26 protein-coding genes and 3 pseudogenes are annotated in these 25562 nt (G+C 37.8%); 12 read left to right on the top strand and 17 right to left on the bottom strand.

The annotated features are described in order from the left end of the window. Window positions 1-5 precede the first annotated feature (5 nt). Window positions 6-1706, top strand: coding sequence for an arginine--tRNA ligase (argS, locus tag CVPH_RS08630; RefSeq protein ID WP_201341330.1), 1701 nt, complete (start codon window positions 6-8; stop codon window positions 1704-1706). Between the two features lie 206 nt (window positions 1707-1912). Then, window positions 1913-5086, top strand: coding sequence for a UvrD-helicase domain-containing protein (locus tag CVPH_RS08625; RefSeq protein ID WP_201341329.1), 3174 nt, complete (start codon window positions 1913-1915; stop codon window positions 5084-5086). A gap of 62 nt (window positions 5087-5148) precedes the next feature. Here CVPH_RS08625 and CVPH_RS08620 read toward each other — a convergent pair. Then, a pseudogene (locus tag CVPH_RS08620) lies at window positions 5149-6174 on the bottom strand (rod shape-determining protein). 160 nt (window positions 6175-6334) lie between these two features. Beyond that, window positions 6335-6961 carry a thiamine phosphate synthase gene (gene thiE / locus CVPH_RS08615; protein WP_225879697.1) on the bottom strand — a complete coding sequence of 209 codons (627 nt, stop codon included), beginning with the start codon at window positions 6959-6961 and terminating at the stop codon, window positions 6335-6337. Window positions 6962-6992: 31 nt separating this feature from the next. On the opposite strand from thiE, the gene lptC reads away from it, so the two are divergent. The 9 genes from lptC (at window position 6993) to CVPH_RS08570 (ending at window position 14623) form a co-directional block, all read left to right on the top strand. Then, a complete protein-coding gene (lptC, locus tag CVPH_RS08610; protein WP_245396165.1) occupies window positions 6993-7874 on the top strand; it encodes an LPS export ABC transporter periplasmic protein LptC in 882 nt (293 codons plus the stop codon). After that, window positions 7867-8352, top strand: coding sequence for a lipopolysaccharide transport periplasmic protein LptA (lptA, locus tag CVPH_RS08605; protein ID WP_201341326.1), 486 nt, complete (start codon window positions 7867-7869; stop codon window positions 8350-8352). Before lptC ends, lptA begins: the two co-directional genes overlap by 8 nt. A gap of 307 nt (window positions 8353-8659) precedes the next feature. Next, complete coding sequence (gene sat, locus CVPH_RS08600; protein ID WP_201341325.1) at window positions 8660-9868, top strand: sulfate adenylyltransferase; 1209 nt, start codon at window positions 8660-8662, stop codon at window positions 9866-9868. Between the two features lie 203 nt (window positions 9869-10071). After that, window positions 10072-10941 carry an adenylylsulfate reductase gene (locus tag CVPH_RS08595; protein ID WP_425353116.1) on the top strand — a complete coding sequence of 290 codons (870 nt, stop codon included), beginning with the start codon at window positions 10072-10074 and terminating at the stop codon, window positions 10939-10941. Window positions 10942-10973: 32 nt separating this feature from the next. After that, window positions 10974-11453, top strand: a complete 480-nt coding sequence (gene aprB / locus CVPH_RS08590) for an adenylyl-sulfate reductase subunit beta (protein WP_201341324.1) — start codon at window positions 10974-10976, stop codon at window positions 11451-11453. Next, window positions 11453-13336 (top strand): adenylyl-sulfate reductase subunit alpha, encoded by a 1884-nt coding sequence (gene aprA / locus CVPH_RS08585; protein WP_201341323.1) that lies wholly within the window; start codon window positions 11453-11455, stop codon window positions 13334-13336. Before aprB ends, aprA begins: the two co-directional genes overlap by 1 nt. Before the next feature lie 62 nt (window positions 13337-13398). Further along, window positions 13399-13749, top strand: coding sequence for a hypothetical protein (locus tag CVPH_RS08580; RefSeq protein WP_201341322.1), 351 nt, complete (start codon window positions 13399-13401; stop codon window positions 13747-13749). A gap of 5 nt (window positions 13750-13754) precedes the next feature. After that, window positions 13755-14261 carry an FKBP-type peptidyl-prolyl cis-trans isomerase gene (locus tag CVPH_RS08575; protein ID WP_201341321.1) on the top strand — a complete coding sequence of 169 codons (507 nt, stop codon included), beginning with the start codon at window positions 13755-13757 and terminating at the stop codon, window positions 14259-14261. A gap of 2 nt (window positions 14262-14263) precedes the next feature. After that, window positions 14264-14623 carry a hypothetical protein gene (locus tag CVPH_RS08570; protein ID WP_201341320.1) on the top strand — a complete coding sequence of 120 codons (360 nt, stop codon included), beginning with the start codon at window positions 14264-14266 and terminating at the stop codon, window positions 14621-14623. A 177-nt stretch (window positions 14624-14800) separates the two neighbouring features. Here CVPH_RS08570 and CVPH_RS08565 read toward each other — a convergent pair whose 3' ends face one another. The 13 genes and pseudogenes from CVPH_RS08565 to CVPH_RS08505 all read right to left on the bottom strand — a co-directional run bounded on the left by CVPH_RS08565 (window position 14801) and on the right by CVPH_RS08505 (window position 24305). Beyond that, window positions 14801-16801 (bottom strand): sodium-translocating pyrophosphatase, encoded by a 2001-nt coding sequence (locus CVPH_RS08565; RefSeq protein ID WP_201341319.1) that lies wholly within the window; start codon window positions 16799-16801, stop codon window positions 14801-14803. A 141-nt stretch (window positions 16802-16942) separates the two neighbouring features. After that, window positions 16943-18060: pseudogene (locus CVPH_RS08560) on the bottom strand (hypothetical protein). Window positions 18061-18127: 67 nt separating this feature from the next. After that, window positions 18128-18778, bottom strand: a complete 651-nt coding sequence (gene adk, locus CVPH_RS08555; RefSeq protein WP_201341318.1) for an adenylate kinase — start codon at window positions 18776-18778, stop codon at window positions 18128-18130. Window positions 18779-18852: 74 nt separating this feature from the next. Beyond that, complete coding sequence (locus CVPH_RS08550) at window positions 18853-20097, bottom strand: 6-phosphofructokinase (RefSeq protein WP_201341317.1); 1245 nt, start codon at window positions 20095-20097, stop codon at window positions 18853-18855. Window positions 20098-20227: 130 nt separating this feature from the next. Further along, a complete protein-coding gene (locus tag CVPH_RS08545) occupies window positions 20228-20467 on the bottom strand; it encodes a hypothetical protein (RefSeq protein WP_201341316.1) in 240 nt (79 codons plus the stop codon). Between the two features lie 82 nt (window positions 20468-20549). Beyond that, window positions 20550-20729 carry a hypothetical protein gene (locus CVPH_RS11365; RefSeq protein WP_483414749.1) on the bottom strand — a complete coding sequence of 60 codons (180 nt, stop codon included), beginning with the start codon at window positions 20727-20729 and terminating at the stop codon, window positions 20550-20552. Window positions 20730-20846: 117 nt separating this feature from the next. Then, window positions 20847-21506 carry a hypothetical protein gene (locus CVPH_RS08535; protein ID WP_201341315.1) on the bottom strand — a complete coding sequence of 220 codons (660 nt, stop codon included), beginning with the start codon at window positions 21504-21506 and terminating at the stop codon, window positions 20847-20849. Between the two features lie 27 nt (window positions 21507-21533). Beyond that, window positions 21534-21701: a hypothetical protein gene (locus tag CVPH_RS08530; RefSeq protein ID WP_201341314.1), complete on the bottom strand. Its 168-nt coding sequence runs from the start codon at window positions 21699-21701 to the stop codon at window positions 21534-21536. A gap of 146 nt (window positions 21702-21847) precedes the next feature. Beyond that, the gene (locus CVPH_RS08525) at window positions 21848-22015 is read right to left on the bottom strand and encodes a hypothetical protein (protein ID WP_201341313.1); all 168 of its coding nucleotides are present in this window, start codon (window positions 22013-22015) and stop codon (window positions 21848-21850) included. Then, window positions 21978-22445 carry a hypothetical protein gene (locus CVPH_RS08520; protein ID WP_201341312.1) on the bottom strand — a complete coding sequence of 156 codons (468 nt, stop codon included), beginning with the start codon at window positions 22443-22445 and terminating at the stop codon, window positions 21978-21980. The genes CVPH_RS08525 and CVPH_RS08520 overlap by 38 nt, the downstream gene beginning before the upstream one ends. A gap of 41 nt (window positions 22446-22486) precedes the next feature. Further along, on the bottom strand, window positions 22487-23848 hold the full coding sequence (locus CVPH_RS08515) for a putative Ig domain-containing protein (protein ID WP_201341311.1): 1362 nt from the start codon (window positions 23846-23848) through the stop codon (window positions 22487-22489). Then, entirely contained in the window at window positions 23799-24089 is a 291-nt protein-coding gene (locus tag CVPH_RS08510; RefSeq protein WP_201341310.1) for a hypothetical protein, read from the bottom strand. The genes CVPH_RS08515 and CVPH_RS08510 overlap by 50 nt, the downstream gene beginning before the upstream one ends. Then, complete coding sequence (locus CVPH_RS08505) at window positions 24090-24305, bottom strand: hypothetical protein (protein WP_201341309.1); 216 nt, start codon at window positions 24303-24305, stop codon at window positions 24090-24092. Window positions 24306-24826: 521 nt separating this feature from the next. Here CVPH_RS08505 and CVPH_RS11315 point away from each other — a divergent pair. After that, window positions 24827-24994: pseudogene (locus CVPH_RS11315) on the top strand (helix-turn-helix domain-containing protein); the annotation flags it as partial. A gap of 104 nt (window positions 24995-25098) precedes the next feature. Here CVPH_RS11315 and CVPH_RS08495 read toward each other — a convergent pair. After that, the gene (locus CVPH_RS08495; RefSeq protein WP_225879830.1) at window positions 25099-25344 is read right to left on the bottom strand and encodes a metallophosphoesterase family protein; all 246 of its coding nucleotides are present in this window, start codon (window positions 25342-25344) and stop codon (window positions 25099-25101) included. Continuing rightward, window positions 25293-25466: a hypothetical protein gene (locus CVPH_RS10340; RefSeq protein WP_225879696.1), complete on the bottom strand. Its 174-nt coding sequence runs from the start codon at window positions 25464-25466 to the stop codon at window positions 25293-25295. The genes CVPH_RS08495 and CVPH_RS10340 overlap by 52 nt, the downstream gene beginning before the upstream one ends. Window positions 25467-25562: the final 96 nt, after the last annotated feature.

Here is a 25562-nt window from a genome sequence, read left to right as displayed (position 1 = left end):
TTATTATGAAAGAACAATTACAAAAAATATTAAAGCAAGCTCTAAACTCGTTAGTGAATGAGGGCGTGCTTGAGAGCGCGCCTGAGAGTATTCGTATTGACTATTCCAAGGACAAAACCCAAGGAGATTTTGCCTCAAATATTGCCATGGTTTTGGCAAAGCGATCAGAGCTGATTCCGAAAGTATTAGCACAAAAAATTATTGATAATTTGGGTGACAATACGCAAATTGATCAAGTGCAAATTGCAGGTCCTGGGTTTATTAACTTTTTTATTTCTCAAGATGAAAACGTGCAGATAATTGAGCAGATTATTAATCAAGCAGAGCACTATGGAAAAGCGGACGTGGGTAAAGGTCAGCGCATATTGTTGGAGTTTGTATCTGCCAATCCAACTGGCCCACTTCATGTGGGGCATGGTCGCGGGGCGGTATATGGGGCAACAGTTGCTAATCTTTTGCGTGCAGTAGGGTTTGAAGTTGACAATGAATATTATGTGAATGATGCAGGTCGGCAGATGGATATTTTGGCGACTTCAGTTTACTTGCGTTATGTTGAAACTGAGCAATTTCCAGATAATGGTTACAAGGGTGATTATATCTTTGATATTGCTAAAAAAATTAGTGGTGTAAAAAAGTTTGATATTTTCGATGGTGTTTGCAAGGATGAGAAAAACGGTGGCGACAAAGAAAAGCATATTGACGATTTGATTGCTAATTGTAAGTCTCAATTAGGGCATGATTACAAAAAAATCTTTGATTTGGCGATTAATAATATTTTGAGTGGTATTAAAATTGATTTGGCTGAGTTCGGTGTTGAATATCAGCAGTGGTTTTCTGAACAGTCTTTAGTGGATAGTGGCTTAAGTAAAGAAACCGTGAAAAAACTACAGGATTCAGGATACATTTATGAAAAAGAAGGCGCGCTTTGGTTTAAAACCACCGATTTTGGCGATGATTTAGACCGTGTAGTGGTTCGGGAAAATGGGATGCACACTTATTTTGCCTCCGATATTGCCTACCATCTTGAAAAGTTTGAACGTGGTTATGACAAAATTATCAACATTTGGGGTGCTGACCACCATGGTTATATTGCTAGGGTTAAAGCCTCGATTGAAGCGCTTAATCACAATCCTGATAAGTTAGAAATCTTATTGGTGCAGTTTGTTAACCTATATCGAGGCGATGAGAAAGCTTCCATGTCAACCCGCAGCGGTTCGTTTATTACTTTGGAAGAGTTGCGTGAAGAGGTGGGCAATGATGCGGTACGTTTTTTCTATATTTTGCGCAAATCAGAACAACACATGGATTTTGACCTAGATTTAGCCAAATCAAAAAGCAATGAGAATCCAGTGTTTTATATTCAATATGCTCATGCACGTATTTGCTCAGTCTTAAAACAAGGCAAGCCCTCTATGGTGGATATTGATTTGTCGGTATTAAACAATGAATCAGAGATCTTATTAATTAAAGAGCTTAATCGTTATAAAGACATCTTACAATCATCTGCGCTTAACTACGAGCCACATATGCTGGCGCATTATTTACGTGATTTGGCGGGCGACTTCCACAGTTATTACAATAATTGCGAGTTTTTAGTGAATGACGACAAACTGAGAAACTCAAGATTATTGCTTATTACAGCAGTGAAACAAATATTGGTAAATGGATTGAGTCTTTTAGGCGTGTCTAGCCCTGAAAAAATGTAAATAAACTTGACTTTTTAACAAAAACTGTCAAAATTTTAAGTATATTTTTTACTTAAATTAAAATGCGTTAGAGTTGAGGTGGGCAAGATATTTAATAAATGTAATGAATTAAAAAATAAAATATCAACCGCATGTCAAAATGTAAAAAACAATCAGCATACTAATGTTAATGAATTAGTAGAATTTTTAAAAAATATCAAGAAACGGTGAATGACCAAACACAAAGGCGACAAGCATTAGACGTTAGTCAATCTTTTATCGTTCAAGCGCCTGCGGGTTCGGGGAAAACAGAGTTATTAACGCAGCGTTATTTGAAATTGTTATCAGTGAGTGCTTCGCCTGAAAGTGTGATTGCAATGACCTTTACTAAAAAGGCGGTGAGTGAGTTGACCACTCGGGTGATTGAGTCTCTAAAATTAGTCCAAGGCAATCGACCAAAAGAGTTACATAAGCAAATTACTTATGACTTGGCTCTTAAAGTATTAGAAAAATCCAAGATACTTGATTGGCAATTATTAAACACGCCTGAGCGGTTTAAAATCTCAACGATTGATGGTCTGTCAAGTTTGATTATCAGTCGTTATCCAAGTAAGAATCAACTAGTACCCAAGCAAATCATAGCGCAAAACTGGGCAAGAAATGATGTTTATCTTCAAGCTGCGAAGCAAACATTATTGGCAATTGATGAGCCTGAATATCAAAATAGCATTGAGTCGGTGCTGTTATATTTGGATAATAATGTTAATAAGTTTTATCGTTTGATTACGGATATGCTGGCTAAGCGTGATCAGTGGCTTTTGAAGTTGTACCAGCATGGCGCGCTTAATATTAAAACCTTGCGGTTGAGTTCTGAAAGGGTGATTACACAGCACCTACAGTTGTTAAAAAATGAGGCTAAGCACCACCTTGATGGTGCTTTTTTTGACTTATTAAAATATAATATTCAATCTAAATTTTCGCAAATACAGGCACTGCCAAATACAAGTATTGGGTGCTTAGATGTATGGGCAAATATAGCAGACCTATTGCTTGATGGTAAAAGCAAAAAAAACAATAAGTGGCGTAAAAGTGTTAATACGAACAATGGATTTCCAGCTGAAGTGAAAGCACAAAAAGACGAGTTTATTAAATTTTTAAACCATTTTCAAGGTAAAGATAATTTTAAAGATTTGTTATTTGAGACATTTAACTTGCCCGATGTTGATTTTTCAACCAATCAAATTAATGCCCTCCAAGACATTGCACAAGTATTAAAGTTGGCTGTTGCTCAATTAAATGTTTTGTTTGATGTTAATCAAACGCATGATTTTATTCAGGTTGCCTTGGATGCAGATCAGGCTTTAGATGAGCATCAAGTCAGTGATATTGCACTATTCTTGGACAACAAAGTCCAGCATATTTTGATTGATGAGTTTCAAGACACCTCAGCTACGCAGTTTTCTTTATTAGAAAAGTTGATTGTTAATTGGCAAGTAGGCGATGGTAAAACACTGTTTTTAGTGGGCGACCCCATGCAGTCTATTTACTTATTTCGGCAATCTCAGGTGGGCTTGTTTTTACAGGTTCGGACGCAAGGCATTGCCAATATTAAGCCTGAATTTTTACAACTGAGTACTAATTTTCGCTCCTCTAAATCTGTGGTTGAAGGTAATAATAAAATATTTTCAAAGATATTTCCTCAGCAGGAAGATGCCTTTAAGGGTGCAATTAAGTATGAACATTCACAGGCCAATTCTATTGATAAAGGTGAAAATGCCATTAACTTTTATCCATTTGCACACAAGTGTTATGATTTTGAGGCACAAAAAGTGCTTGAAATTATCCAAAGCAACCCAACAAAAGAGATTGCTATTTTAGTTAGAAACCGTTCGCACCTAGGTAATATTGTGCCCGTTTTGAAGCGTGCCAATATTCAATTTGAGGCATTAAGAACATCCCCATTAAAGGAGGATTTATTTACCCGTGATTTGCTTAGTCTGACTCGAGCGCTTAAACATCTGGCTGATAAACTTGCCTGGTTAGCTATTTTAAGAGCGCCTTGGTGTGGATTGTTGTTAGAAGATCTGCTTGTATTGTCACAACAGGATGGGTGTGTTATTTTTGATTTAATTCAAGATGAGCAAGTTTTACAAGATTTGAGCGAGAACGGACAATTGCGTGTGCGAAATTTTGCTCATGTTTTACGTGATATTGTTAATCAACAATCTAGATTTAGTTTCACAAAGGTGCTTGAATTTGCGATTAACCAGTTAGCACCGCAGGATTCCTTATCCGTTAAACAATCTATGATTAAAGCTCAGTTTTTGCAAATTATTCATGATTGTGAGTCTGCGCAACAACTTGATATTGAAACCATTAATCAAATGTTAGGTGAGTTGTATGCGCCCAGTGTAAATGCACGAATTAAGCTAATGACCATCCATGAAGCTAAAGGTTTGGAGTTTGAATTGGTTATTATTCCTGGGCTGGGTAAAGCGCCACAAAATAACAAACCACCCATCATTCACTTGCAAGAATTTAGCAATCAGTCGTTATTATTGGCACCGATAAGGTCTTATACACAACTAGATGACAGCCATACTTACACCTATTTAAAGCATATTGCATTACAACAAAATAAGTTTGAAACGATGCGTTTATTGTACGTGGCAATGACACGTGCTAAGTTTGAAATTCATTTATTAGGAACGCTAAATAAAAGCAATCAAGCCAGTAGCAATACTTTTTTAAAACTATTGGCACCTATATTTCAGCATCAATTTGACAAGCTCAAACTATCAACCACTGAGGATAATCAACAACCCGTTCAAGCGCCAGAGTTGGTACGTTATATTAAGCCCTTAGAATATGATAATTTGCCTGATGAAAGTAAGGAAAAAATGGACTTTCAGCTTAGTGTTGATTTGCAATACAAAAGCTTGCTTGGCACTTTGTTGCATCAATATTATGAAGACGGGTTGTTTTCACCAGAAAAACAAAGTATAAGAGCAAGACTAATGGAGTGTGGTGTTGGTAATATGGACATTGACAGTCATATCGATTTTATTGTCAACATGCTTAATTTAACGAAACAAGACAAACACTTTTCTTGGTTGTTCAAACAAAGAACATCAACCCAAGTTGAGGCAGAGTTTATAAGTGACAAGTGTAGCGTTATTATTGATCGATTATTTATTGATGAAGATATTTTGTGGATTATTGATTTTAAAACCACAAGACAAACGAATGATGAATCAATAGCACAATTTATACAAAGTCAAAAAACCAAACATACGAAACAATTATTGTCCTATAAAGTGGTTTTATCAGCGTGTTATTCAATGGAAATAAAGTGCGCTTTGTATTGTCCAGCAGTGCAAGAATTGATTGAAATTGATTAGATGAAATCTTTGCATAAATAGGACAATCACCACATTTTTAGTACCCTCTTAGTTTTTAGGTGCTACTCAGTTGATAAGAAATTCATCTTATGTTTGTCGATTAAATCTAGTGTAAGTGCGCCGCTACGAGCAACACAATTTAATGGCTCTTGTGCAATCGTACGTTAAGATTAGTTTGGTCTTTAATGAGTTTATCTAGTCCTTTCTAGCAAAGCCCTGCCATCTGTGATGTATAACACCATTTTTTGCAATATCAGCAGACAATTCTGGCGGAGTTTTTTCTAATGCGCCTCTGGTTGAGCTAATAATGGCTTTTAAGGGCTCTTTTAATGCCGATAAAACTTGAGCACTGGCCATGACTGGTAATCCTGAGGTGACATCACGGCCTGTATAAATCTTTTCTGTGGGTATGTTAGGCTCAAAAGCTGAGCCAATTTCTTCTTTAATTTTTTCAGCTGTTGTTTCGCCGATGGTGACTTTGTGCTTATGGCGTACATATTTAATAAGGCTGTTATTAAAAGCATCGCCAGCAATGCGTAATGAATCAGCATAAACAATGTCATTCAAAGACATAATCGCAACTTCGGTTGCGCCACTGCCAATATCAATGACCATATGTCCAGGTGATTGTTCAATTTCCATGCCAGTACCAAGCGCTGCTGCGATAGGCTCTTCAATCAAAAATACATTTTTTGCACCAGCTTTCAACAGCGCTTTCTTTAATTGCGCGACGTTCTACTTGAGTAGCGCCACAAGGTACACAAATTAAAATATTAGGATTGGGTGAGAAAATCTTAGTGTTTAATACTTGATGAATAAAATGCTGCAACATTTTTTTTGGTAATGGTGAAATCAGCAATCACACCGTCTTTCATTGGGCGAATGGCATGAATAGAATCAGGCGTTCTGCCGAGCATATTTTTGGCTTTTCTGCCAACAACAATCACTTTGGTTTCTGGCGAGCCTCTGTCATCACGAACTGCTACGACTGATGGCTTGTTTAGAACCAACTCATTATTTAGATAAATGAGCGTGTTAACTGTGCCCAAGTCAATTGAAAGATTCTTTGGTTTAAATAGTTTAAACATAGACACCCTAAGTTGTGTTTAGTTTTAGTTGTTCCAAGTTTAAATTTAATGCCTATTTAAGGAGATGAGACAACAAAAAATTAAATTGGTGATATTAAATCAAACTTCAAGTTCGGATATTGTACACCAACCTAGATACATACGAAAGAGGCGATAATGCCTAGTGGCGACTTTTAAACAAAGTGTTGATCATTGCGACTGCATTACAGCCAGCATCAAACGCTTGCTGCTGGTTATGAAAGTCAATGCCACCAATGCCAATAATGGGTATGTGTAATATTTGTTTGGCTTTTGTGATCAAACTAAGTGGGCAATGTGGTGCGTCAGGTTTGGTGTTGGAGTCAAATAGTGCACCAAAAGCGACATAATTAGCACCTTGATTTTGAGCTTGAAGTGCTAAATCGATATTATCATAGCAAGACACGCCAATAATAGTAGCATCGCCTAATTGTTGCCTTGCTTGTTGTATTGAACTATCATTCTTGCCTAAATGCACTCCATCAGCATGGACTTTCTCTGCCAGATTAATGTCATCGTTAATGATAAATAAAGTGTTGTGTTCTAAGCACAAAAGACGTAATGCATATGCCTCTTTGAGTTTAATATTGTCGTCGTTAATTTTACGTCGATATTGGAGTATACTAATCCGGTGTTCAATAATGACCCGTTTTATTAGAGTATAATTAAGAGAAGTGTTGAGCGTTATGGCATAAATATTTGATATTTTTCTATTAAACACCATGGCTAGTTTCCAATTAAGGCGTAATTTATTACGTACAATTTCCATTATAGTGATTATTGGTGTTATATGGTTTTTGATGGTGTTATTATTGTCTTCATTTTCCACACCAAAGGATAAAAAACAAACACTATTAATACAAAATCAAACAACTTCCAAAGAAGCGACTTATCTTGAAAAAATTGATAACTTTTCCTTGCAAGAATTTGATGCTAAAGCGCAATTGTCACATCTTGTCAAAGCTAAAAGCTATTTTAGTTTTAAAAATTCTCCAGCATTGTTAATCGAACCAGAAGTAATATTTTATGATGAAAAAGGCCTTAAAGATTATGTGTTAAATTCTAAGCGCGCTCATTATACCGACAGCGGTGAAATTAAATTTAAAGGTGAAGTGGGTGTTCAATCTAGCAATGGACTTAGTCATAAAATAAATACAGAAGAGTTATTAGTCGGTATTAAAACCAGTGACCTGATAAGTAAAAAACCAGTGACTTATTTGGGTGAAAATATCAAAATTATTGCCCAAGGTATGCATATGTATGCTAAGGATGATACAATGAAACTAACAGGTTATACCAAAATTAACCAAGACAGTGGGCAACAAATTTTAACCAAAGATTTGTACATCGATCAATCCAAAGGTCAAAAGTATTATTATTCAAACAATAAAACCACTTATCTAACCAAGAAAAATAAAATCTATGCCAGTGGTGTTGATATGGATAGACAAAAACAAGTGATACAACTATTAGGCAAGGTGAAAATTGTACAAGATTCTGGCTCTGAGATTAATACCAAAAACCTAACCATTGATCAGTCTAATGGTTTAGAAGTGTACCGAACTAAGGAGAAAATACATTACCAATCTAACATTGCTGATATTCATGCTTTTGGCATGAATTATGATGTAACTGAGCAAAAAATTAAGTTGACGGGTGGTGTGGTAGGGCGTTATGAATAAAGCCCTTCTAATATGTTTATTGATATTGTCTGGTCGTGCAATCGCTTTAGTGATTGACGGCTCTAAGTCTATAGAAGTTAGCGCTAATATGGTTGTGATTGACGAGAGAAAAAATATAAGCACTTACATAGGCAAGGCCAGTATTGCTCAGGGTTCTCTTATTTTAAACGCTGAAATCATACAATTATTTAGCAATCAACAAAGTGTTATTAAAATTATTGCCAAAGGCACCCACAAACAACTTGCGCATTACCAACAAAATCAACCAAACCAGTCTCGCTTTATAGAGGCGCGAGCACTTAATATAACTTATTTAATCGAACAAGAACTCGTACATCTTAAGGGTAGGGCGCATCTAGTACAAGGGTTTGATTCTTTTAGTGGTGGCACACTTGATTATGATATTAAGAATGACAAGATAATCATCAGTATGTTAAAAGATGGTACACAAAGAGTTCGATTTAAAATCAAACTTTAAGAGACCTTTACATGAATAGGGATGATAACAAAATGACAGATTTTATTAACTTTGTAATTTTTTAAATCCACTCCTAGCAGAGTTAAGGGCGTTTTTAAAAAGTTTTAAAATTGATGAAAGATGGTGTTTTGTTATCATCCCTATTCATGTAAAGGTCTCTTAAATGTGGTTATCCTTCATTACTTCTACGTAGATATTTTTAACCCATATACCTATAGGGATATATGGGGATATCCCCATAGAGTAATATAGGTAAAAATGACAGTGTGTATAATTTTTGGTTTTATATTTAAGATAGGATTGCAATATGTCAAAACTGGTCCCACCACATGGCAGTGACACATTAAAGCCATTAGCACTAGAAGGTAGCGCTTTAGCAGCTGAGTTAGAAAGAGCAAAATTACTACCAAAAGTTAACTGTTCTTCAAGAGAAGTAGGCGACATCATTATGATGGGTATTGGCGGCTTCACACCGTTAGAAGGCTTTATGGGCAAGGCAGATTGGCAAAGTGTTTGTGATAATATGACCATAGAAAGCGGCTTATTTTGGCCAATTCCTATTACCCTATCTACTGATAGTGAAGATGTTAATCAGGGCGATGAAGTTGCTTTGGTCAATGGTGAGACGGATGAAATTATTGCAATCATGGCTATCAGTGAAAAGTATTCAATTGATAAAACTCATGAGTGCAATATTGTTTATAAAACAACTGAGATGGCGCATCCAGGGGTTGTCATGGTAATGGCTCAAGGCAAATACAATCTTGCTGGCTCTATCAAGGTATTGTCAGATGGTGGTTTTCCTGAAAAGTATAGTAATTTATATATGACCCCAATGGAAACTCGTGCTTATTTTGATGATAAAGGTTGGAAGACAGTTGCAGCATTTCAAACACGCAATCCAATGCACCGTTCACATGAATACTTAGCTAAGATTGCAGTGGAGATTTGTGACGGCGTTATGATTCACTCAGTATTAGGCGGTCTTAAGGTTGATGATATTCCTGCTGATGTGCGTTCAGAAGCAATTTCAGTATTAATCGAAAACTATTTTGTAGACAATACCATCCTACAATCTGGCTATCCATTAGACATGCGTTATGCAGGTCCTCGTGAGGCATTATTACACGCATTATTCAGACAAAACTATGGTTGTTCGCACCTGATTGTTGGTCGTGACCATGCTGGTGTTGATGATTATTACGGCCCATTTGATGCCCATAACATTTTTGATGAGATTGCTGATGACGCATTGGTGACAAAAGCGCTAAAGATTGACTGGACATTCTGGTGTCAGAAATGTGGCGGCATGTCTTCAATGAAAACTTGTCCTCATAATGCAGAAGATCGTGTATTGCTTTCAGGTACTAAAGTTCGTAAGATGCTTTCTGATGGTGAAGATTTGCCAGAGACTTTTTCTCGTCCTGAAGTAGCCAAAGTTTTACAAGCCTATTATGCAGGTATTAAGGATGAAGACAAAGTAGAAATTAAGTTGAGTGGACACTCGGCAAAATAATAAACCATATCCATAATCAAGACATCTTGAGAAATTAAAGATTTTTTGATTGTAACGAAAGTTTTATATAAGTATAATAGGTCGGATTTTGACAAAACGTCATTGGACGTTAAGACGAAAAAAAAGACTGGTAAGAACGCTGATTGGAAAAGAATCGGCAAAATTTAGAATGAGAGTGATTTAACTTTAAGGAGAAAAAACCAATGATCGATATCAATTCAACACCAATTGCTAGTTTATTAGCAGAAGGTATTTCATACGCAGACATGCAAATGTATGTAGTCACTATGATTGCCCTAGTGGTTGTTATGACAGCGCTAGATTTGTTACATAAGAAAAGTGCAACTTACTTTTTTAATGTAACGGCAAAAGCTGAAAAAGATTTAGCCGCAGGTGATGCACCATGTTCATTGGGCAAAGAAGAAGGCAGGCTTAAGGTATTAAGCGCTGGTGATAAAGTAAAGATATTATCAAGTACGATTGTAGTAGATGTTGCAACAGCTGGTGAATTTAGCAATGGACTTCGTAGATTGGTACATATCCTAACCATGTGGGGTTTCATTCTTTTTAACGCCTCAACTGCTATTATTATTTTTGGTGCACAAGAGACTCAGATATTAGCACAAGTATGGAATATTAGCGCAATCATGTTATTTATTGGTACATTTTGGTACTGGTTTGGCTTCAAAGTAGATAGCCAAGCGGAAGGTTATTCATGGACAAGAATTGTTATTAAAAAAGACATGTTTAGTTTGTCATTAATGGCAACTTCAGTAACTGCACTAGGTTGGAACATCTACGGTGGCGGTACTGGCGTGTGGTTTATCTTAGTTCTTTTTGCGACTGCATCCCTATTTGGCGGCGTATATTGGTCTAAATTTTCTCATATGTTCTTTAAGCCTGCTGCTGCATATAATAAGCGCATTATCAAAGCTAATGGCACAAACGAGAACTTGCCTCACGAGACAAGAGACGATGTGTGGCAACAAAACAGATATTCAATGGAGCTTCTAAAAGACGCACCAATGAATATGGGCCTTGGTATTAAGCGTGAAGCACCTAAGCACTACTAAATTAATTAAATAAGAAGAGAGGAAAAAATAATATGCCAACTTTTGTATATATGACTCGTTGTGATGGTTGTGGACATTGTGTAGATATCTGCCCATCTAACATTATGCACATTGATGATAAATATCGTCGTGCTTATAATATTGAACCAAGCATGTGCTGGGAGTGTTATGCATGTGTTAAAGCATGCCCGAATCAGGCAATTGATGTCCGTGGTTATGCAGACTTTGCACCACTAGGACACAGTGTTCGCGTTATTCGTGACGAAGAGAAAGGCACCATTGCATGGAGAGTTAAATTCCGTGACGGTCGTGTAAAGAACTTCTTATCACCAATTACAACTCAACCATGGGGAACCAAGATTCCTGATTTCAGAAATGAGCCTGAGCCTAGTGACGACATGCGTAACTCGCAGTTATTAGCATTTGAACCTAGATATATTCGTATGGATGATGGCGATATTCACACGTTAGAATCTAACGGTTTGAAATTTAAAGAAGGAGTGTACTACTAATGGGTATTAAAACAATTGTAGAAGGCAACATTGATATTTTAGTTGTTGGTGCTGGTTTAGGTGGTACAGGTGCTGCTTATGAGGCTAGATATTGGGGTCGTAATAAAAAAATCATCATTGCAGAAAAAGCAAACATTAATCGTTCAGGTGCTGTTGCTCAAGGTTTATACGCGATTAACTGTTATATGGGCACTCGTTTTGGTGAAAACAACCCTGAAGACCACGTGCGTTATGCACGTATGGATTTAATGGGTATAGTCCGTGAAGACTTGCTGTTTGATATGGCTCGCCATGTTGACTCTGCAGTGCATAAGTTCGAAGAGTGGGGTCTTCCATTGATGAAGGATCCTAAGAGAGAAGACATTGGTGCTTATATGCGCGAAGGTCGTTGGCAGATTATGATTCATGGTGAATCATATAAGCCTATCGTTGCTGAAGCTGCAACCAAGCAGGTTGACAAAGTTTACAACCGTATTATGGTTACTCATTTGTTAATGGACGATGCACAAGAGAATCGTGTTGCTGGTGCTGTTGGTTTTAACGTACGTACTGGTAACTATCATGTGTTTAAGTCTAAGACTACTATTGTTGGTGCTGGTGGTGCGTCTAATATCTTTAAGCCTCGCTCAGTAGGTGAAGGTATGGGCCGTGTATGGTATGCACCATGGTCTTCTGGTTCTGCATATGGCTTATTAATCGAAGCTGGTGCGAAGATGACGCAAATGGAGAACCGTATCGTTCTTGCTAGATTTAAAGATGGCTATGGTCCTGTCGGCGCATACTTCCTACATCTTAAGACCTACACTCAAAATGGTTATGGTGACGAGTATGAATCTAAGTGGTTCCCGGCATTATCGAAAATGGTAGGTAAAGAATATCTAGATACAGAAGGTCAACATTTGTCCCATAAACCAATTCCAACTTGTTTGCGTAATCATGCATTTATCAGTGAGGTAAATGCTGGTCGTGGTCCAATTCACATGGTAACAATGGAGGCATTCCAAGACCCTCATTTAGAAGAAGTTGGTTGGGAAAACTTCTTAGGCATGACAGTTGGTCAGGCAGTACTTTGGGCAGCAACAGACGTTGATCCTAAATATGAAAACCCTGAGTTAACAACTTCTGAGCCATATGTAATGGGTTCACATGCTACTGGTTGTGGCGCATGGTGCTCAGGTCCTGAGGACATCTCTCCTGATGAATACTTCTGGGGTTATAATCGCATGACGACGGTAGATGGTTTATTTGGTGCGGGTGATACTGTTGGTGGTACGCCACATGCATTCTCATCAGGCTCATTTACCGAAGGTCGTTTGGCTGCTAAGGCAGCATGCAAGTACATTGATGATGGTAAGGGAGAAGGGATTAAGGTGTCTGATAAGCAAATTGCTGATCGTAAAGCGCAAATCTTTAAACCTTTAGAGAATTATACGATTGGTCGTAACGAAATTGTTGCTGGTACAGTATCGCCAAGTTATATTTTGCCGATGAGTGGATTGCAACGTTTGCAAAAGCTTATGGACGAGTATTGTGGCGGTGTTACTGTTTCTTATGTAACCAACGACAAGTTGTTGAATATAGGCTTGAAAAAGTTGGCTATTTTAGAAGAAGATTTAGAGCACATTGGTGCAGAAGATCTTCATCAGTTGATGCGTGGGTGGGAATTAAGACACCGTCACCGTACTTCTGAATGTGTGACTCAGCATACTTTGTTCCGTAAAGAGACTCGTTGGCCTGGTTACTATTATCGTGGCGATGCCATGAAATTAGATGATAAAAATTGGCACGTATTGACAGTTTCTCATCGCGACCGTGTTACTGGTGAATACACACTAGAGAAGGCGCCTTGTTACCATTTAGTTGGCGAGAAAGATGAAAAATAGAGATTTAGTTTAAATTTTTATCTACTGTTTAAGAAAAAACGTTTTGTTGGAATATTGGATAAATGAACATTATTGATAAAACAGATGAAGAAATTTTAGCGATTGCAAGTCCAATGTGGGATGACTTAGTTAAATATTCTAATAGTAGTAATTATGGCGCCTTTAGTCGTCATTTTTCAGAGGACTTTTTGCGTGGTGCCAATGAAATTGAAATGGGTAAACAGTTTGCCCGTAGCGAGCTAACCAAGGGTCTTGAAAAAGGCGCAGGGTATTTGGGTATGATTCGCCGTGGTCAGCATGTAACCGTGTTATATAAACAAACTCACTCTAAAAAAGAGGGTGAGTACTTAGGTAGACTCGTGCTTGGTTATGAAGATGATGTGGTTAAGATTTTTGGTACAACAATTTTTTAAAAGCTGTGGATAATACTATTCAAGATTCTAAATATGTTGAACTTATCTACAAAGTCATTGATAAAAAAACTGGTAATGTCTTTTCAGAAATTGAATATCCAGTCGGCTACGTGCATGGCGTTAACGATACATTGGGCAAAGAGGTTATTGCTGAATTAGAAGGCAGAAAGCAGGGCGATATCATTGAGATTAACATCGATGTAGAGAAAATATACGGATTTCGTGACGAATCTTTAGTTTTTATTGATAAAATTAAAAATGTTCCACCAGAATATCAAAAAGTAGGTACTAAGGTTGTTATGGAAAATTCCAAAGGAGATCCTAAGGAGTTTTTGGTCACTAAAGTCGATGATAAGACAGTTACCATTGATGGTAATAATCCACTTTGTGGCCGTGAAGTTAAATTTTCGCTCGAAATTCTTTTAGTGCGTGATGCAACGGATGAAGAGATGGAGGCAGGTGGTATGATAGATGAGCAGCCAGATATGGAACAGTTATTAACAATACATTAATTATGAGTATTGACTTTACAGAATCAGAAATAAAGACCATTCAAAGTGCGGTTGATCATCGTTGGAGAAAAGAAAAGATTGAGGTTAATTTAGCTGATATTGAAATTACCAAAGAAGGTGAAGATGAGCCAACGCTTGCCCCAGCAGTTGTTTGGGAAGATCAAAACTCAACTTTTATTATTTTAAAAATGGGTGCATTTTCCTACAAAAATTTCTTTTATTATTTGACTGATCAACGCTTTGATACTGGCGTTCCTGAATATAACGATTTGTACGAATGTGCGGATAAGTTGTTAAAGGCGCAAGCGGATTTTATGCTAAGCAAACACACCAAAGGCCTAGATTTGCACATTCAAAAATAATACTTATTTTTAAGATTTAAATTTTAAAAAAAGACATACGTAGCATGTCTTTTTTGTTTTAATAATGGGCAATGCCCTGTTAATAACCAGAATGGTTTTTCTTTAGTTATTTATACTGCTTCAGGCGTAAAAAAAATGAGAGTTGTCATTCCTCATTTTTAATGAATCAATTAATTATTACAAAAGAGGAATAATCATAATTGCAACAATGTTAATAATCTTAATCAGTGGATTAATAGCAGGTCCTGCTGTATCCTTGTATGGGTCGCCCACTGTATCGCCAGTAACAGCAGCCTTATGAGCATCTGAGCCTTTACCACCAAAGTGACCATCTTCGATATATTTTTTAGCGTTATCCCATGCACCACCACCCGTGGTCATTGAGATTGCAACAAAAATACCCGTTGCGATAGAGCCGATTAGTAGCCCACCTAGCGCCTCAGCACCTAATAGCAAGCCAACGATAACCGGAAACGCAATTGGCAAAATAGAAGGCAATATCATTTCTTTAATGGCAGATTTAGTGAGCATGTCAACTGCTTTAGAATAATCAGGCTTTTGTGTGTAATCCAAAATGCCTGGCATTTCTCTAAACTGACGACGTACTTCATTGACAATACCACCTGCAGCACGACCAACAGCCTCCATTGCCATTGCACCAAATAAATAAGGCACTAAGCCACCTAAGAATAAACCAATGATTACTTTATGATTAGACAAGTCAAATGCAATGTCTTTGAATTGTTCAATAGTGCGTAGTTCATTAGTAAAGTCGGCAAACAATACCAGTGCTGCCAAACCAGCAGAGCCAATTGCATAGCCTTTGGTTACCGCTTTGGTTGTATTACCAACGGCATCTAGAGGATCGGTAATATTGCGAATTTTTTCTGGAAGTTTAGCCATTTCTGCGATGCCACCTGCATTGTCCGTAATTGGACCGTAGGCATCAAGTGCGACAATAACGCCTGTCATTGATAACATAGCTGTTGCTGCAATTGCAATAGCATATAAGCCGCCCAATTCATGCGCACCCCAAATACTCGCGCATACTGCCAGCACAGGAAGAGCGGTAGATTTCATACTCAAGCCAATACCGGCAATAACGTTAGTACCATCACCTGTGAGTGATGCCTCGGCAACATGTTGCACAGGGCTATATTCAGTTGACGTGTAATACTCTGTTACCACAACCATAACGGCTGTTAGTGCCAAACCGATGAGTGATGCGTAGAATAAATTTATCCCCATATCCATGTCATCAGTAATAAAGTAAAAAGAAACCGCAGCTAGTCCCGCTGAAACGATTAAGCCTTTATATAGAGCACCCATGATAGAACCACCATCGGAGACCTTAACAAAAAAAGTGCCTATAATAGAAGTAATAATTGAAGCTGAGCCCAAAGCCAAGGGATACAAAATAGCATTATCACCCAAGCCTAAAACACCCGCAAGCATCATGGTTGCAACAATGGTAACCGCATAAGTTTCAAATAAGTCAGCAGCCATACCTGCACAATCACCCACGTTGTCACCCACGTTGTCAGCGATTACTGCAGGATTGCGTGGGTCATCCTCTGGAATGCCAACCTCAACTTTACCAACAATATCAGCACCAACGTCAGCACCTTTAGTGAAAATACCGCCACCTAAACGCGCGAAAATTGAAATAAGCGAGCCACCAAACGCAAGGCCAATAAGCGCATGTAATGCGTCTTTTTGTGCAACGCCAAACTCAATCATACCAGCGTAGTAACCAGAAACACCTAATAGTGCCAAGCCAACAACCAACATACCCGTGACAGTACCACCTTTAAAGGCAACTTGGAAAGCGGCATTCATGCCGTTATTAGCCGCTTGTGCTGTGCGAGCATTAGACTTAACTGATACATTCATACCAATGTAGCCTGTTGCGCCTGATAATACTGCACCAACTAAAAAGCCAAGACCAACGGTGATACCTAAAAAATAAGTAATAATGACAAGTAAAACAACACCCACCATAGCAATGGTTGAATATTGACGATTTAGGTAAGCATTTGCGCCTTGTGCAATCGCATCTGAAATTTCCTTCATTTTGTCATTACCTGTAGGCTGTTTGTTAATCCAGGTAATTGTAAATAGGCCATATAAAACAGCGATAATTGATGCCGAAACGGCAAGGATAAGAATTGTATCCATTACTTTATTTTCTCCTTTTTAGTTGTATGAAAATTTTCTTCAGGATTGATTATAGTTAATAATTGCTTACACAGTAAGACGATAACTTAATAATTTAATAGAGCTAACTTATGTTAATTATTAATAGAGTGTTATTAAGTGCTAGTTTTCGTTCCAATATTTGGTTTTAATGCCATGACCTAAATCTGCTTCAATTAAGCGAGATCTAAGTTTAAGTAGTTTTTCAATAAGGGCAGGCTCGGCTTTTTCATAGCTTAAAGCATCTGGGGCGCGGTTAACCACGACACCTAAAAGCTCTGTAATAGCATTGCCAATTGAATTTTGGGAAATGATGACAATAAGTTTGTTGTCATCATTACGATAGATAAGTTGTTTGAATGCTGGTTGCCAGCGAATGGAAGATTGAATATTTGGCATCGTTAATACATTTGTCGTGCACTTTTTTAGCGGCAGATAGGAAGTAGTTATTAAATAATAAAATTTTCTCAATTTCTTTTGGAAAATAGGCATTAACTGGGACGCCAGAGTTTCTGCTTGATACTTGGGCAAAAAACTGCGATAAAGATCCAAAAACCCTTTTAAAACTTGATCATACTCTTTCCAAAAATCAATATTTTTTAAACTTTCAATACCGCCTTGAATTTCCCAATTGGGCAGTCCTTGTGGATATCCAGTTAGTTTAAGACTTGAGGCTTCGCCAGTGATGGGTTTAAGTATTTTTAAGCCCAAAGCGGATAAAAATTCAGTATAAACATCCTGCATGTAAGCGGCAAATAAGGAATGTTGACCACCATCTGTTAGATTAGGGTTGTTAGTGTCGGCTAGTTTTGCGCGTGTAAGCGCTTCTTTGTCAAAGACGATAAAATGATTATGCAGCATTCTAATGCTGGGTACACCTGCATTAGTCATTGGCCAAGTGGCATCAAGTGATGCCTCACCAGCAAGAATGAGATGCTTGTCTGGATCTGGGTAATGTTCTAGCATAAAACCAATAATAATTTGGTTCATGCGATTCCATACATTCTTTACTTTATCAGGTAGTTGTGTATGTCGCACTGGACGACCTAAAGGGTTCAGAATGCTTTTGGAGGTGTTGTATAAATAACAGAGCAATCGAATTCATTTGAATGCCCCAAAGCTTTTCGATAAAGTAGCAAATTTTCATCGTTGGCCGATAAGCCGTTATTTTGGGTTAAATCTTGAAGATTTTCAGGCGAGTTAAAAAACTTGTTAGGTTTCATCCCCTGTGGCACATCCAAAGGGGATGGGGTGAAAGGGGATGTTAATTTCTATTGGACCAAATTTAGTCATAAGAGATTAAATCGCTTAACTTAATTGTGCGTAAATACGATCTCTAACTTCGTCAAGCGTACCTACACCAACAGCTGCACCATATTTAGGTGCATCACTATCTTTATTCATCCAAGATTGGTAATAATCAACCAGTGGCTGGGTTTGTTCATGATAAACGTCTAGACGTGCACGCACTGTATCTTCAGCATCATCCGTACGTTGTACTAACTCTTCACCAGTAATATCATCAATGCCTTGAACCTTAGGAGGGTTGTAAACAATGTGATAAGTACGACCTGACGCTAAATGAGCACGACGACCTGACATGCGAGCAATGATATCTTCATCTGGCACTTGAATTTCAACCACGAAGTCAATTTTAACGCCATCTATTTTTAACGCCTCTGCTTGAGTGATTGTGCGTGGAAAGCCATCAAATAAAAAGCCATTTTCGCAATCATCTGCCTGGATTCTTTCTTTAACCAAGCCGATAATAATATCATCAGAAACCAAACCACCTGCATCCATGACTTTTTTAGCCTCAATGCCTAATGGCGTGCCTGCTTTAACGGCTCCGCGTAGCATGTCGCCAGTTGAGATTTGAGGAATTGAATATTTTTGACAAATGTTAGTTGCTTGAGTGCCTTTGCCTGCGCCCGGAGGGCCTAATAAAATTATGTTCATTTTTTCTCCTTATCTGTTTTATTTAATGTTTTTTTTGTTAAAAATAAGGAAGCCTTGTTTCCTTGTAGTAATACTTAAATCTCAAATGGGGGTAATTTTTTATCCGCCATTATTTTTTTCATCACCACATAATCAGGCAAGCCATTTGTGTATGGTGGATAGTCTTCACCTTCGATAAGTGGCTGTAAATATTCACGGCAAGCGTCAGTAATGCCAAAACCATCATCTGAAATGTAGTTCATGGGCATCATTTTTTCAATGTTAGCGACATCTTTTAATTCACCTGAGCCAATCTCCCAAGTATAAGGGTTGTTTGAGGTGCGAATAATGGCAGGCATGACTGAGTTTTTGCCTTCAAGCGCCATATTAACAGCCGCTTCACCTAGTGCATAAGCTTGTTCAACATCAGATTTTGAGGCCAAGTGACGAGCAGCACGTTGCAAGTAATCTGCAATCGCCCAGTGGTATTTATAACCCAAAGAGTTTTTGATTAAATTAGCAACGACAGGTGCTGCGCCACCAAGTTGTGCATGACCAAAGTCATCACGAGTGCCTTGTTCTGCTAGGAAACGACCATCTGGCCATTTTGTACCTTCAGATACAACGATTGTGCAATAGCCAAATCCTTTGACGTTTTTGTCAACTTTAGCTAAAAATTTTTTTTCATCAAAATCAACCTCTGGGAATAAAATTACCACAGGGATTGAATCATCAACCAAGCCACCTGCTGCTGCAATCCAACCTGCATGACGACCCATCACTTCAAGGACGAAAATTTTAGTTGAGGTTGCCGCCATTGAAGCCACGTCAAAACTGGCTTCCATAGTAGAGACAGCAATATATTTAGCAACTGAGCCGAAACCTGGGCAGTTGTCTGTAATTGGTAAGTCGTTATCCACTGTTTTAGGTACATGAATGGCTTGAATTGGGTAGCCCATTGATTCAGATAATTGAGAGACCTTTAAGCAGGTATCTGCTGAATCGCCACCGCCATTGTAGAAAAAATAACCAATACTATGCGCTTTGAATACTTCAATTAGTCTTTCATATTCTGCTTTGTTAGTCTCTAAAGATTTCATTTTATAACGACAAGAGCCAAAGCCACCAGAAGGCGTATGTTTTAAGGCCTTAATATCAGCACTAGACTCTTTTGATGTGTCAATTAAATTTTCAGTGAGTGCGCCGATAATGCCGTTTTGACCTGCATATACCGTGCCGATTTTATCTGGATGTTTGCGCGCTGTTTCAATCACGCCACAAGCTGATGCATTAATCACAGCAGTCACACCACCTGATTGGGCATAAAAAGCATTTTTCATAATTAGTTTCCTAAAATAATAAACTAACAATTATACTTTATAAACCAATTATGATTTTTCTAGAATGTATTTAAGGTTTGTAAAGCCTTGGCTTAGTTCAAAGGAAAATTCTTTAGCCAACAACAAGTGTTCAAGTAATTACATATTTGTGTACCAGTTTATTACGTAATAGACGCATATCTACCCAATTATCAGCATTATTAATAATGTTAAGCTGCTCTAATCGATATAGATTATCAATTGCCGTTTTGGGGATTTCGCCAGATTGCTTGAGGAAAAGTGGTAATAATTTATCCACAAACATGTCTTGCATGCGTGAAAATTTAGATACAAAAGATTCTAGCCTATCAATGCCTTCAGGCGTTTTCAAGGTGTTTTATAACTTAAATTATCTTCAGAGAATAAGCACCCAACTACGCTTTTTACCAACAAATCCTCTTTGTTAAGAATAATCATAATTTAGTTAATTCTATCCCTGTTTTAAGCGCTTGTTGCTGAATGGCATTTGGTGTTTGATGTGGCTCTAGGGTGATAATGTCGATTTTTTGAGCACCTAATTGTTTTTGTAAAAGCGTATTAAAACGCAATACTTTACGCGTCAAATGTGTGGTTTTTGCACTAAATTCTAGCAATAAATCAATATCACCGCCTTTAAGGCTGTCATTTATTCTTGAGCCAAATAGTCTAACCGTTGCTTGATGGTTAAATTGTTTTTCAGTAGTTTGTTTTATGCTAAATTTATTAATTAGTTATGGACATATGCTTCGATAAATACTGTTGCTATTTTTAGCATAATAAGAGCTGTAAGTCCTTACGGATAAATCACCATCAATGACTGTATCATTGCTTGTATACATATGAGAGCCACTATCTAACTGAACGTTCATGACAATTGTGCCACTGACTTCAAGATTGACCTTAGAGATGCCAACTTGGATTTGTCCAGTTTCTCCTTGTGGCGGTTGAATCACGACGCTATTAACTATGTTGTTATTATCATCCCAAGTATCGATTTCAAATGACGAATTTCCATCAATATCAATCTTTTTTGAGGTGACCAAAATTGCATTAGCATCAATACCGTTTAAACTCATAGAAGAACCATCACAAACTTCAATTTCTTGCTCATTAGTATCAGTATTGGAGTTATTCAAGCTTGTGTCAATCGTGGCTCTTGTGGCAATAAAACTTGAGTTTTCACAAATCTCTAAATTACCATTAATATGATTATTTGAACTGTCTGTGTTATGTTTTATTTGTTCAAATGAAGAGTTTAGATACACACCAAGAGTGTTGATTGTGTTGTCTTTGCCTTGCAAAGATACTGAGGTGTTGCCAAGCACAATTAAACTAGAATCGCCATCATTGCTTGATGCAAAATTCAACGTGTTGCCTGATTTTAAAATCACATTGGAATTGGCACTAGCAACAACGCCTTAGCCGCAAACCGTTGCCTTGCAGCCATTTGCATCACGACCAGCAGTGCCATCGGTATTGACCCTGGTATTTTTTAACGTAATGATTGAATTATTCAAAACTCGAATGCCATGATCACGACCATTCAGAACCATGTCCTTTAAATAAACTTTGCCTCTGTTGGTCACTCTTAGAGCATGATAACTGGTACCTACGTTAATGGTTAAATTTTCTAAAGTTAAGGCTCTGCCGTTAATCTCAATGGTTGCATAAATGTGTTTGTTGAATTTTTTTGTACTAAGCCAACTGGATTAGTTGCGTTAAAGTTGTAACTTTAGCTTGCTGCACTGCTAAATCCAGTGGCATTGCCAGTAATCTCATCTAGGCCAGGCCGTCCATCAGGATTGCCTCGAATGGCGAGACTTTTACGTAGGTAGATATCATCAGTACAAGTGCCAGGGATTTCAATAATAACCTTGCCGTGTAAGGGGGGAATGCTCAATCGCTTGTTGTAAAGAGTTAATACTACAGTTAACACTAATGATTGGGTTATCCGCTATACTTGAGCCGCCACTATTTTCTAAAGTGCTAATGTGACTGCCATGATTTGTGAGTGTATTACCAATATTACCAAAACTTGTTGCAATGTTGTCATTACACCCTAAGTTTTTAACACCCGCCTCTAAAGTAGTGAGACGACCATCGTTAGTGCCAATGTTTGTACTGTTGGCGTTAATACTTCCAGTGTTGGTGCTAATATTCCCGTCATTAGCATCCACTGCAACTTTAATGGCTGTGAAGTTAGCATTAACCTGTGCCACTACAGCTACATTACCTGATGAAAAAGTATTGGGCATGGTGATGGGGCTTGCCCAAGCGCCATTTGTTAATAAAGCTGATACTATGGTTAAAATTATTTTATGTGTTGTCATGGTTGTTCTCCTTAAAGTTAAATGCTTGTTGTTTGTTTTTATCATTGCCAAGTGCTCCCGTCGTCCCAATTAGATTGATTCCAAATTGCGCCTATTACTGGCTCTTCACTAACAGTAATGGTAAAACTGGCTAAGTTGGTTGTTTGACTGTTAGCAGTAACACTAATGATAATATTGCTAAGATCTCCACCAATATTACTTTCTATTGGTGTGCCACTTAATGCGCCAGTTACAGTATTAAAAGTTATCCAACTGGGTTTATGTTGAATGCTGAAACTCAAACTGTCACTCTTGATATCATTAGCTGTTGCGCTTGCACTCGGACTGCCAGTGATGGTGGGTGCATCATCTACAGGCTCAATGGTAATATTAGCAGTAATCGTGTCATTACCACTGTTGCCATCATTTACTTGAACCTCAAAACTATCATTACCATTGTAATTAGTACTTGGTGTGTAATTAATTATTGGTGTGGCACCTGTGCCACTGACTAAAACTGTGCCATTTGTGGCATTGGGGATAAGTGTCCAAGTTAGCGTGTCATTATCATCATCAGTGGTATCAATATTTGGGGCACTAAAGGCAATTGGTGCGCCATCTTCGCTCATGGTTATCAGGATATTTTGACCTTGGGTGATTACTGGTGCATCATTGGTATTGACAACTGTAACGGTAAAGGATTGTTCAACATCGGCATTCTTGCCATTATTAATTCTAATAACAACATTATGATTGCCAATGGCGCTATTGGTTGGCGTGCTACTTAGTTGTTTTGTACTCTCATTCAGTGTTAGCCATGTTGGATAAGTGAATTGGTAAAAAACGATTGTATCGTTCACTTTGTCGTTGTCAGTGAAGACAATTTGATAACTATATAACTGATCCTCAGTTGCTTGAATTGGTGTTTCTGAGGTGAAGATTGGTGCAAAGTTAAATCTTACATCAGGGTTGGTTGGGTCAGCATCAGCAGCATCAAATACACCATCGCCATCACGGTCTCTCAATAGTGAGCAAGAAACAAAATCTGCATTTGTGCCAGTATCAGCATCATTTAATATGCCGTCACCGTCACCGTCACCATCAATATCAGTATCAGTATTATTGCCCACACCATCATTATCAGTATCAAGTTGTTCAGTGCTGTCTAGTGGAAAAGCATCATTAGCATTGAGCGTTCCATCGCCATCTAAATCGGGATTAGTTTGTGCAGGGGCATCATAACTTCTATCGTTGTTAAATTTTCTGCATCTGTAGTTGTATCTGTAGTTGTATCTGTGGTGGTGGTTTCGTCTAGCAAAATTTGCTTGACTGTCTTGTTGGTATTTGGAATAGACAAAGTATATCTGGGTCTTGCTATAATACTTGTAGTGTATTTGGGTTGATTTGTGTGCCTGCATCACCATTAATTTGCCCATCGTTGGCTAAGTCATTTGCTAATTCAGTTAACACCTCGTCAGTTGTGCCACCTGAGGATTGCTGGTTAATTTCAAAAGCAATTGCAGTTAGTGCTTCCACAGCTGAGCGATATTGAAGTACTTTGGTTTGTTCTTCTTTGGTGTTGGTTGTATCGTCAATCAGTGGTGAGGTTTTAAAGATGTCTACTGAGTTATTCAAGCCAAAACCAAGGGTAGATTTTGCTTGCACCTACGCTGTATCCAATTCAGTTGAAAATTCTGCTACACTCGCACTTACACCTGCTTTTGAGATGGCAATATCAACGGTCATACTGGTTAGTGGCGTGGCATAAATTTGTGCGTCATTGCCTAGTAATTCTTGGGTAATGATGGTGCGTAGGGTGGTAATAACTGGTGTTATGCCAGTAGTAATGTCTGTTGTATTTGCACCTGTGGTAAACTCCATAATATAAGGAGGATTAAGCGGAAAAGGCAGTGATAATCCGCTAATAGCAGCTTTTCCATTGGTGCTGTCTGTTGCGATTAAACCACCTTTGAAGTCGGCTTTACTGGTATCAAGTGTGTAAACCTTAACAATTGCATTTGCTAAGGGACCTTTAACGTCACCACCGCTAATTGAGACAGATTGAGAATCATCACTGCTACTGCTCTTAACCCTAAATACATTGAGAACAATAATGCCATTTTTAATATCTTTAACAAAAGATTAAGTTGATCTATCCTTGATTTATCTGTAAACTACAAAAAAGATTGCTTTGGGGTTGTATCTCTGTCCGCATAAGGCCAAATCTAATTACAAAGGCTATAATGATATTGTTTATTGCCAAAGTGAGCATTCTTTATTAACTAAAAATTAACTTTTAGTATTTGTCAAGTATTAGTAACATATTTATTTTTTTGTTATGAAAACTTAACTTATGTATAAACGCATTAAAAGTGCACGATTAAAGCAAAAAAAGGCCACAAGAAAAATTAGCAGATTTATTAAACATTAGCCGTAGTGCGGTTAGTCAATGGGAGTCGGTCGAAGGTTCATCGCCTAGCACTCAGCATTTATTGCAAATTGCTAGCTTATTAAAGGTGAGTTTTGATGGCTGGCAACAGGTAGTAATACTAACCAAAATAAAGTCGTGAATATTGTTAACGAGCCTGAATTTAGTACTGAAGAGTTAGAAATTTTGTAAATTATAAAAAAGATGCATGTTGGCAAAAAACGTGCGTTGTTACGTTATTAGCAATCAAGCAAACATATAAGGGGTGATTTTCCATTCTTGAGAGTGATTAGTCTCAAGAACAAAGCATTTTGCACTACCATGATTGCGTACTTGCCCAGCAGCACCTGGATTGATAACCCAAGGTATTTTTTCTTGGTCGATGACTTGTTTATGAGTGTGCCCATAAATGATAATTTTTGCATTTGGATAGGCGGCTCTTAGTGAGTCATGAGAAGGCTGATGAGCGCCATGTTCGTGCCCATGCTCAATGACGATTTCTCCATTTTAGAACTGGGTTTATTAATGGCAATAATGGTACCAATGCCGTATTGTTTGGCGGCATTTAGCCCCGATAAAGAATCGCCAAAGAAAATATTTTTTTGCTTGTTCAAATGAGTAGCTTTATTTAACTGGTGCTAAAAATCTTGCCCTTCTTTAGCTGCGTTGTAGTCATGCGATGAAATAATGGCATCAAAGTATTGTGATAA

The sequence above is a fragment of the Abyssogena phaseoliformis symbiont OG214 genome (assembly GCF_016592595.1).
GTDB lineage: Bacteria > Pseudomonadota > Gammaproteobacteria > PS1 > Pseudothioglobaceae > Ruthia.
This window is presented reverse-complemented; position numbering and strand designations above follow the sequence as displayed.

Coding starts and splice junctions, on each gene's coding strand:
- CVPH_RS08565 (WP_201341319.1), bottom strand. CDS start 16,801: ATGGATACAATTCTTATCCTTGCCGTTTCGGCATCAATTATCGCTGTT.
- aprB (WP_201341324.1), top strand. CDS start 10,974: ATGCCAACTTTTGTATATATGACTCGTTGTGATGGTTGTGGACATTGT.
- argS (WP_201341330.1), top strand. CDS start 6: ATGAAAGAACAATTACAAAAAATATTAAAGCAAGCTCTAAACTCGTTA.
- aprA (WP_201341323.1), top strand. CDS start 11,453: ATGGGTATTAAAACAATTGTAGAAGGCAACATTGATATTTTAGTTGTT.
- sat (WP_201341325.1), top strand. CDS start 8,660: ATGTCAAAACTGGTCCCACCACATGGCAGTGACACATTAAAGCCATTA.
- adk (WP_201341318.1), bottom strand. CDS start 18,778: ATGAACATAATTTTATTAGGCCCTCCGGGCGCAGGCAAAGGCACTCAA.
- thiE (WP_225879697.1), bottom strand. CDS start 6,961: ATGGAAATTGTACGTAATAAATTACGCCTTAATTGGAAACTAGCCATG.
- lptA (WP_201341326.1), top strand. CDS start 7,867: ATGAATAAAGCCCTTCTAATATGTTTATTGATATTGTCTGGTCGTGCA.
- CVPH_RS08570 (WP_201341320.1), top strand. CDS start 14,264: ATGAGTATTGACTTTACAGAATCAGAAATAAAGACCATTCAAAGTGCG.
- CVPH_RS08580 (WP_201341322.1), top strand. CDS start 13,399: ATGAACATTATTGATAAAACAGATGAAGAAATTTTAGCGATTGCAAGT.
- CVPH_RS08550 (WP_201341317.1), bottom strand. CDS start 20,097: ATGAAAAATGCTTTTTATGCCCAATCAGGTGGTGTGACTGCTGTGATT.
- CVPH_RS08520 (WP_201341312.1), bottom strand. CDS start 22,445: ATGACAACACATAAAATAATTTTAACCATAGTATCAGCTTTATTAACA.
- CVPH_RS08505 (WP_201341309.1), bottom strand. CDS start 24,305: ATGGAGTTTACCACAGGTGCAAATACAACAGACATTACTACTGGCATA.
- CVPH_RS08515 (WP_201341311.1), bottom strand. CDS start 23,848: ATGGTGATGCAGGCACACAAATCAACCCAAATACACTACAAGTATTAT.
- lptC (WP_245396165.1), top strand. CDS start 6,993: ATGGTGTTATTATTGTCTTCATTTTCCACACCAAAGGATAAAAAACAA.
- CVPH_RS08595 (WP_425353116.1), top strand. CDS start 10,072: ATGATCGATATCAATTCAACACCAATTGCTAGTTTATTAGCAGAAGGT.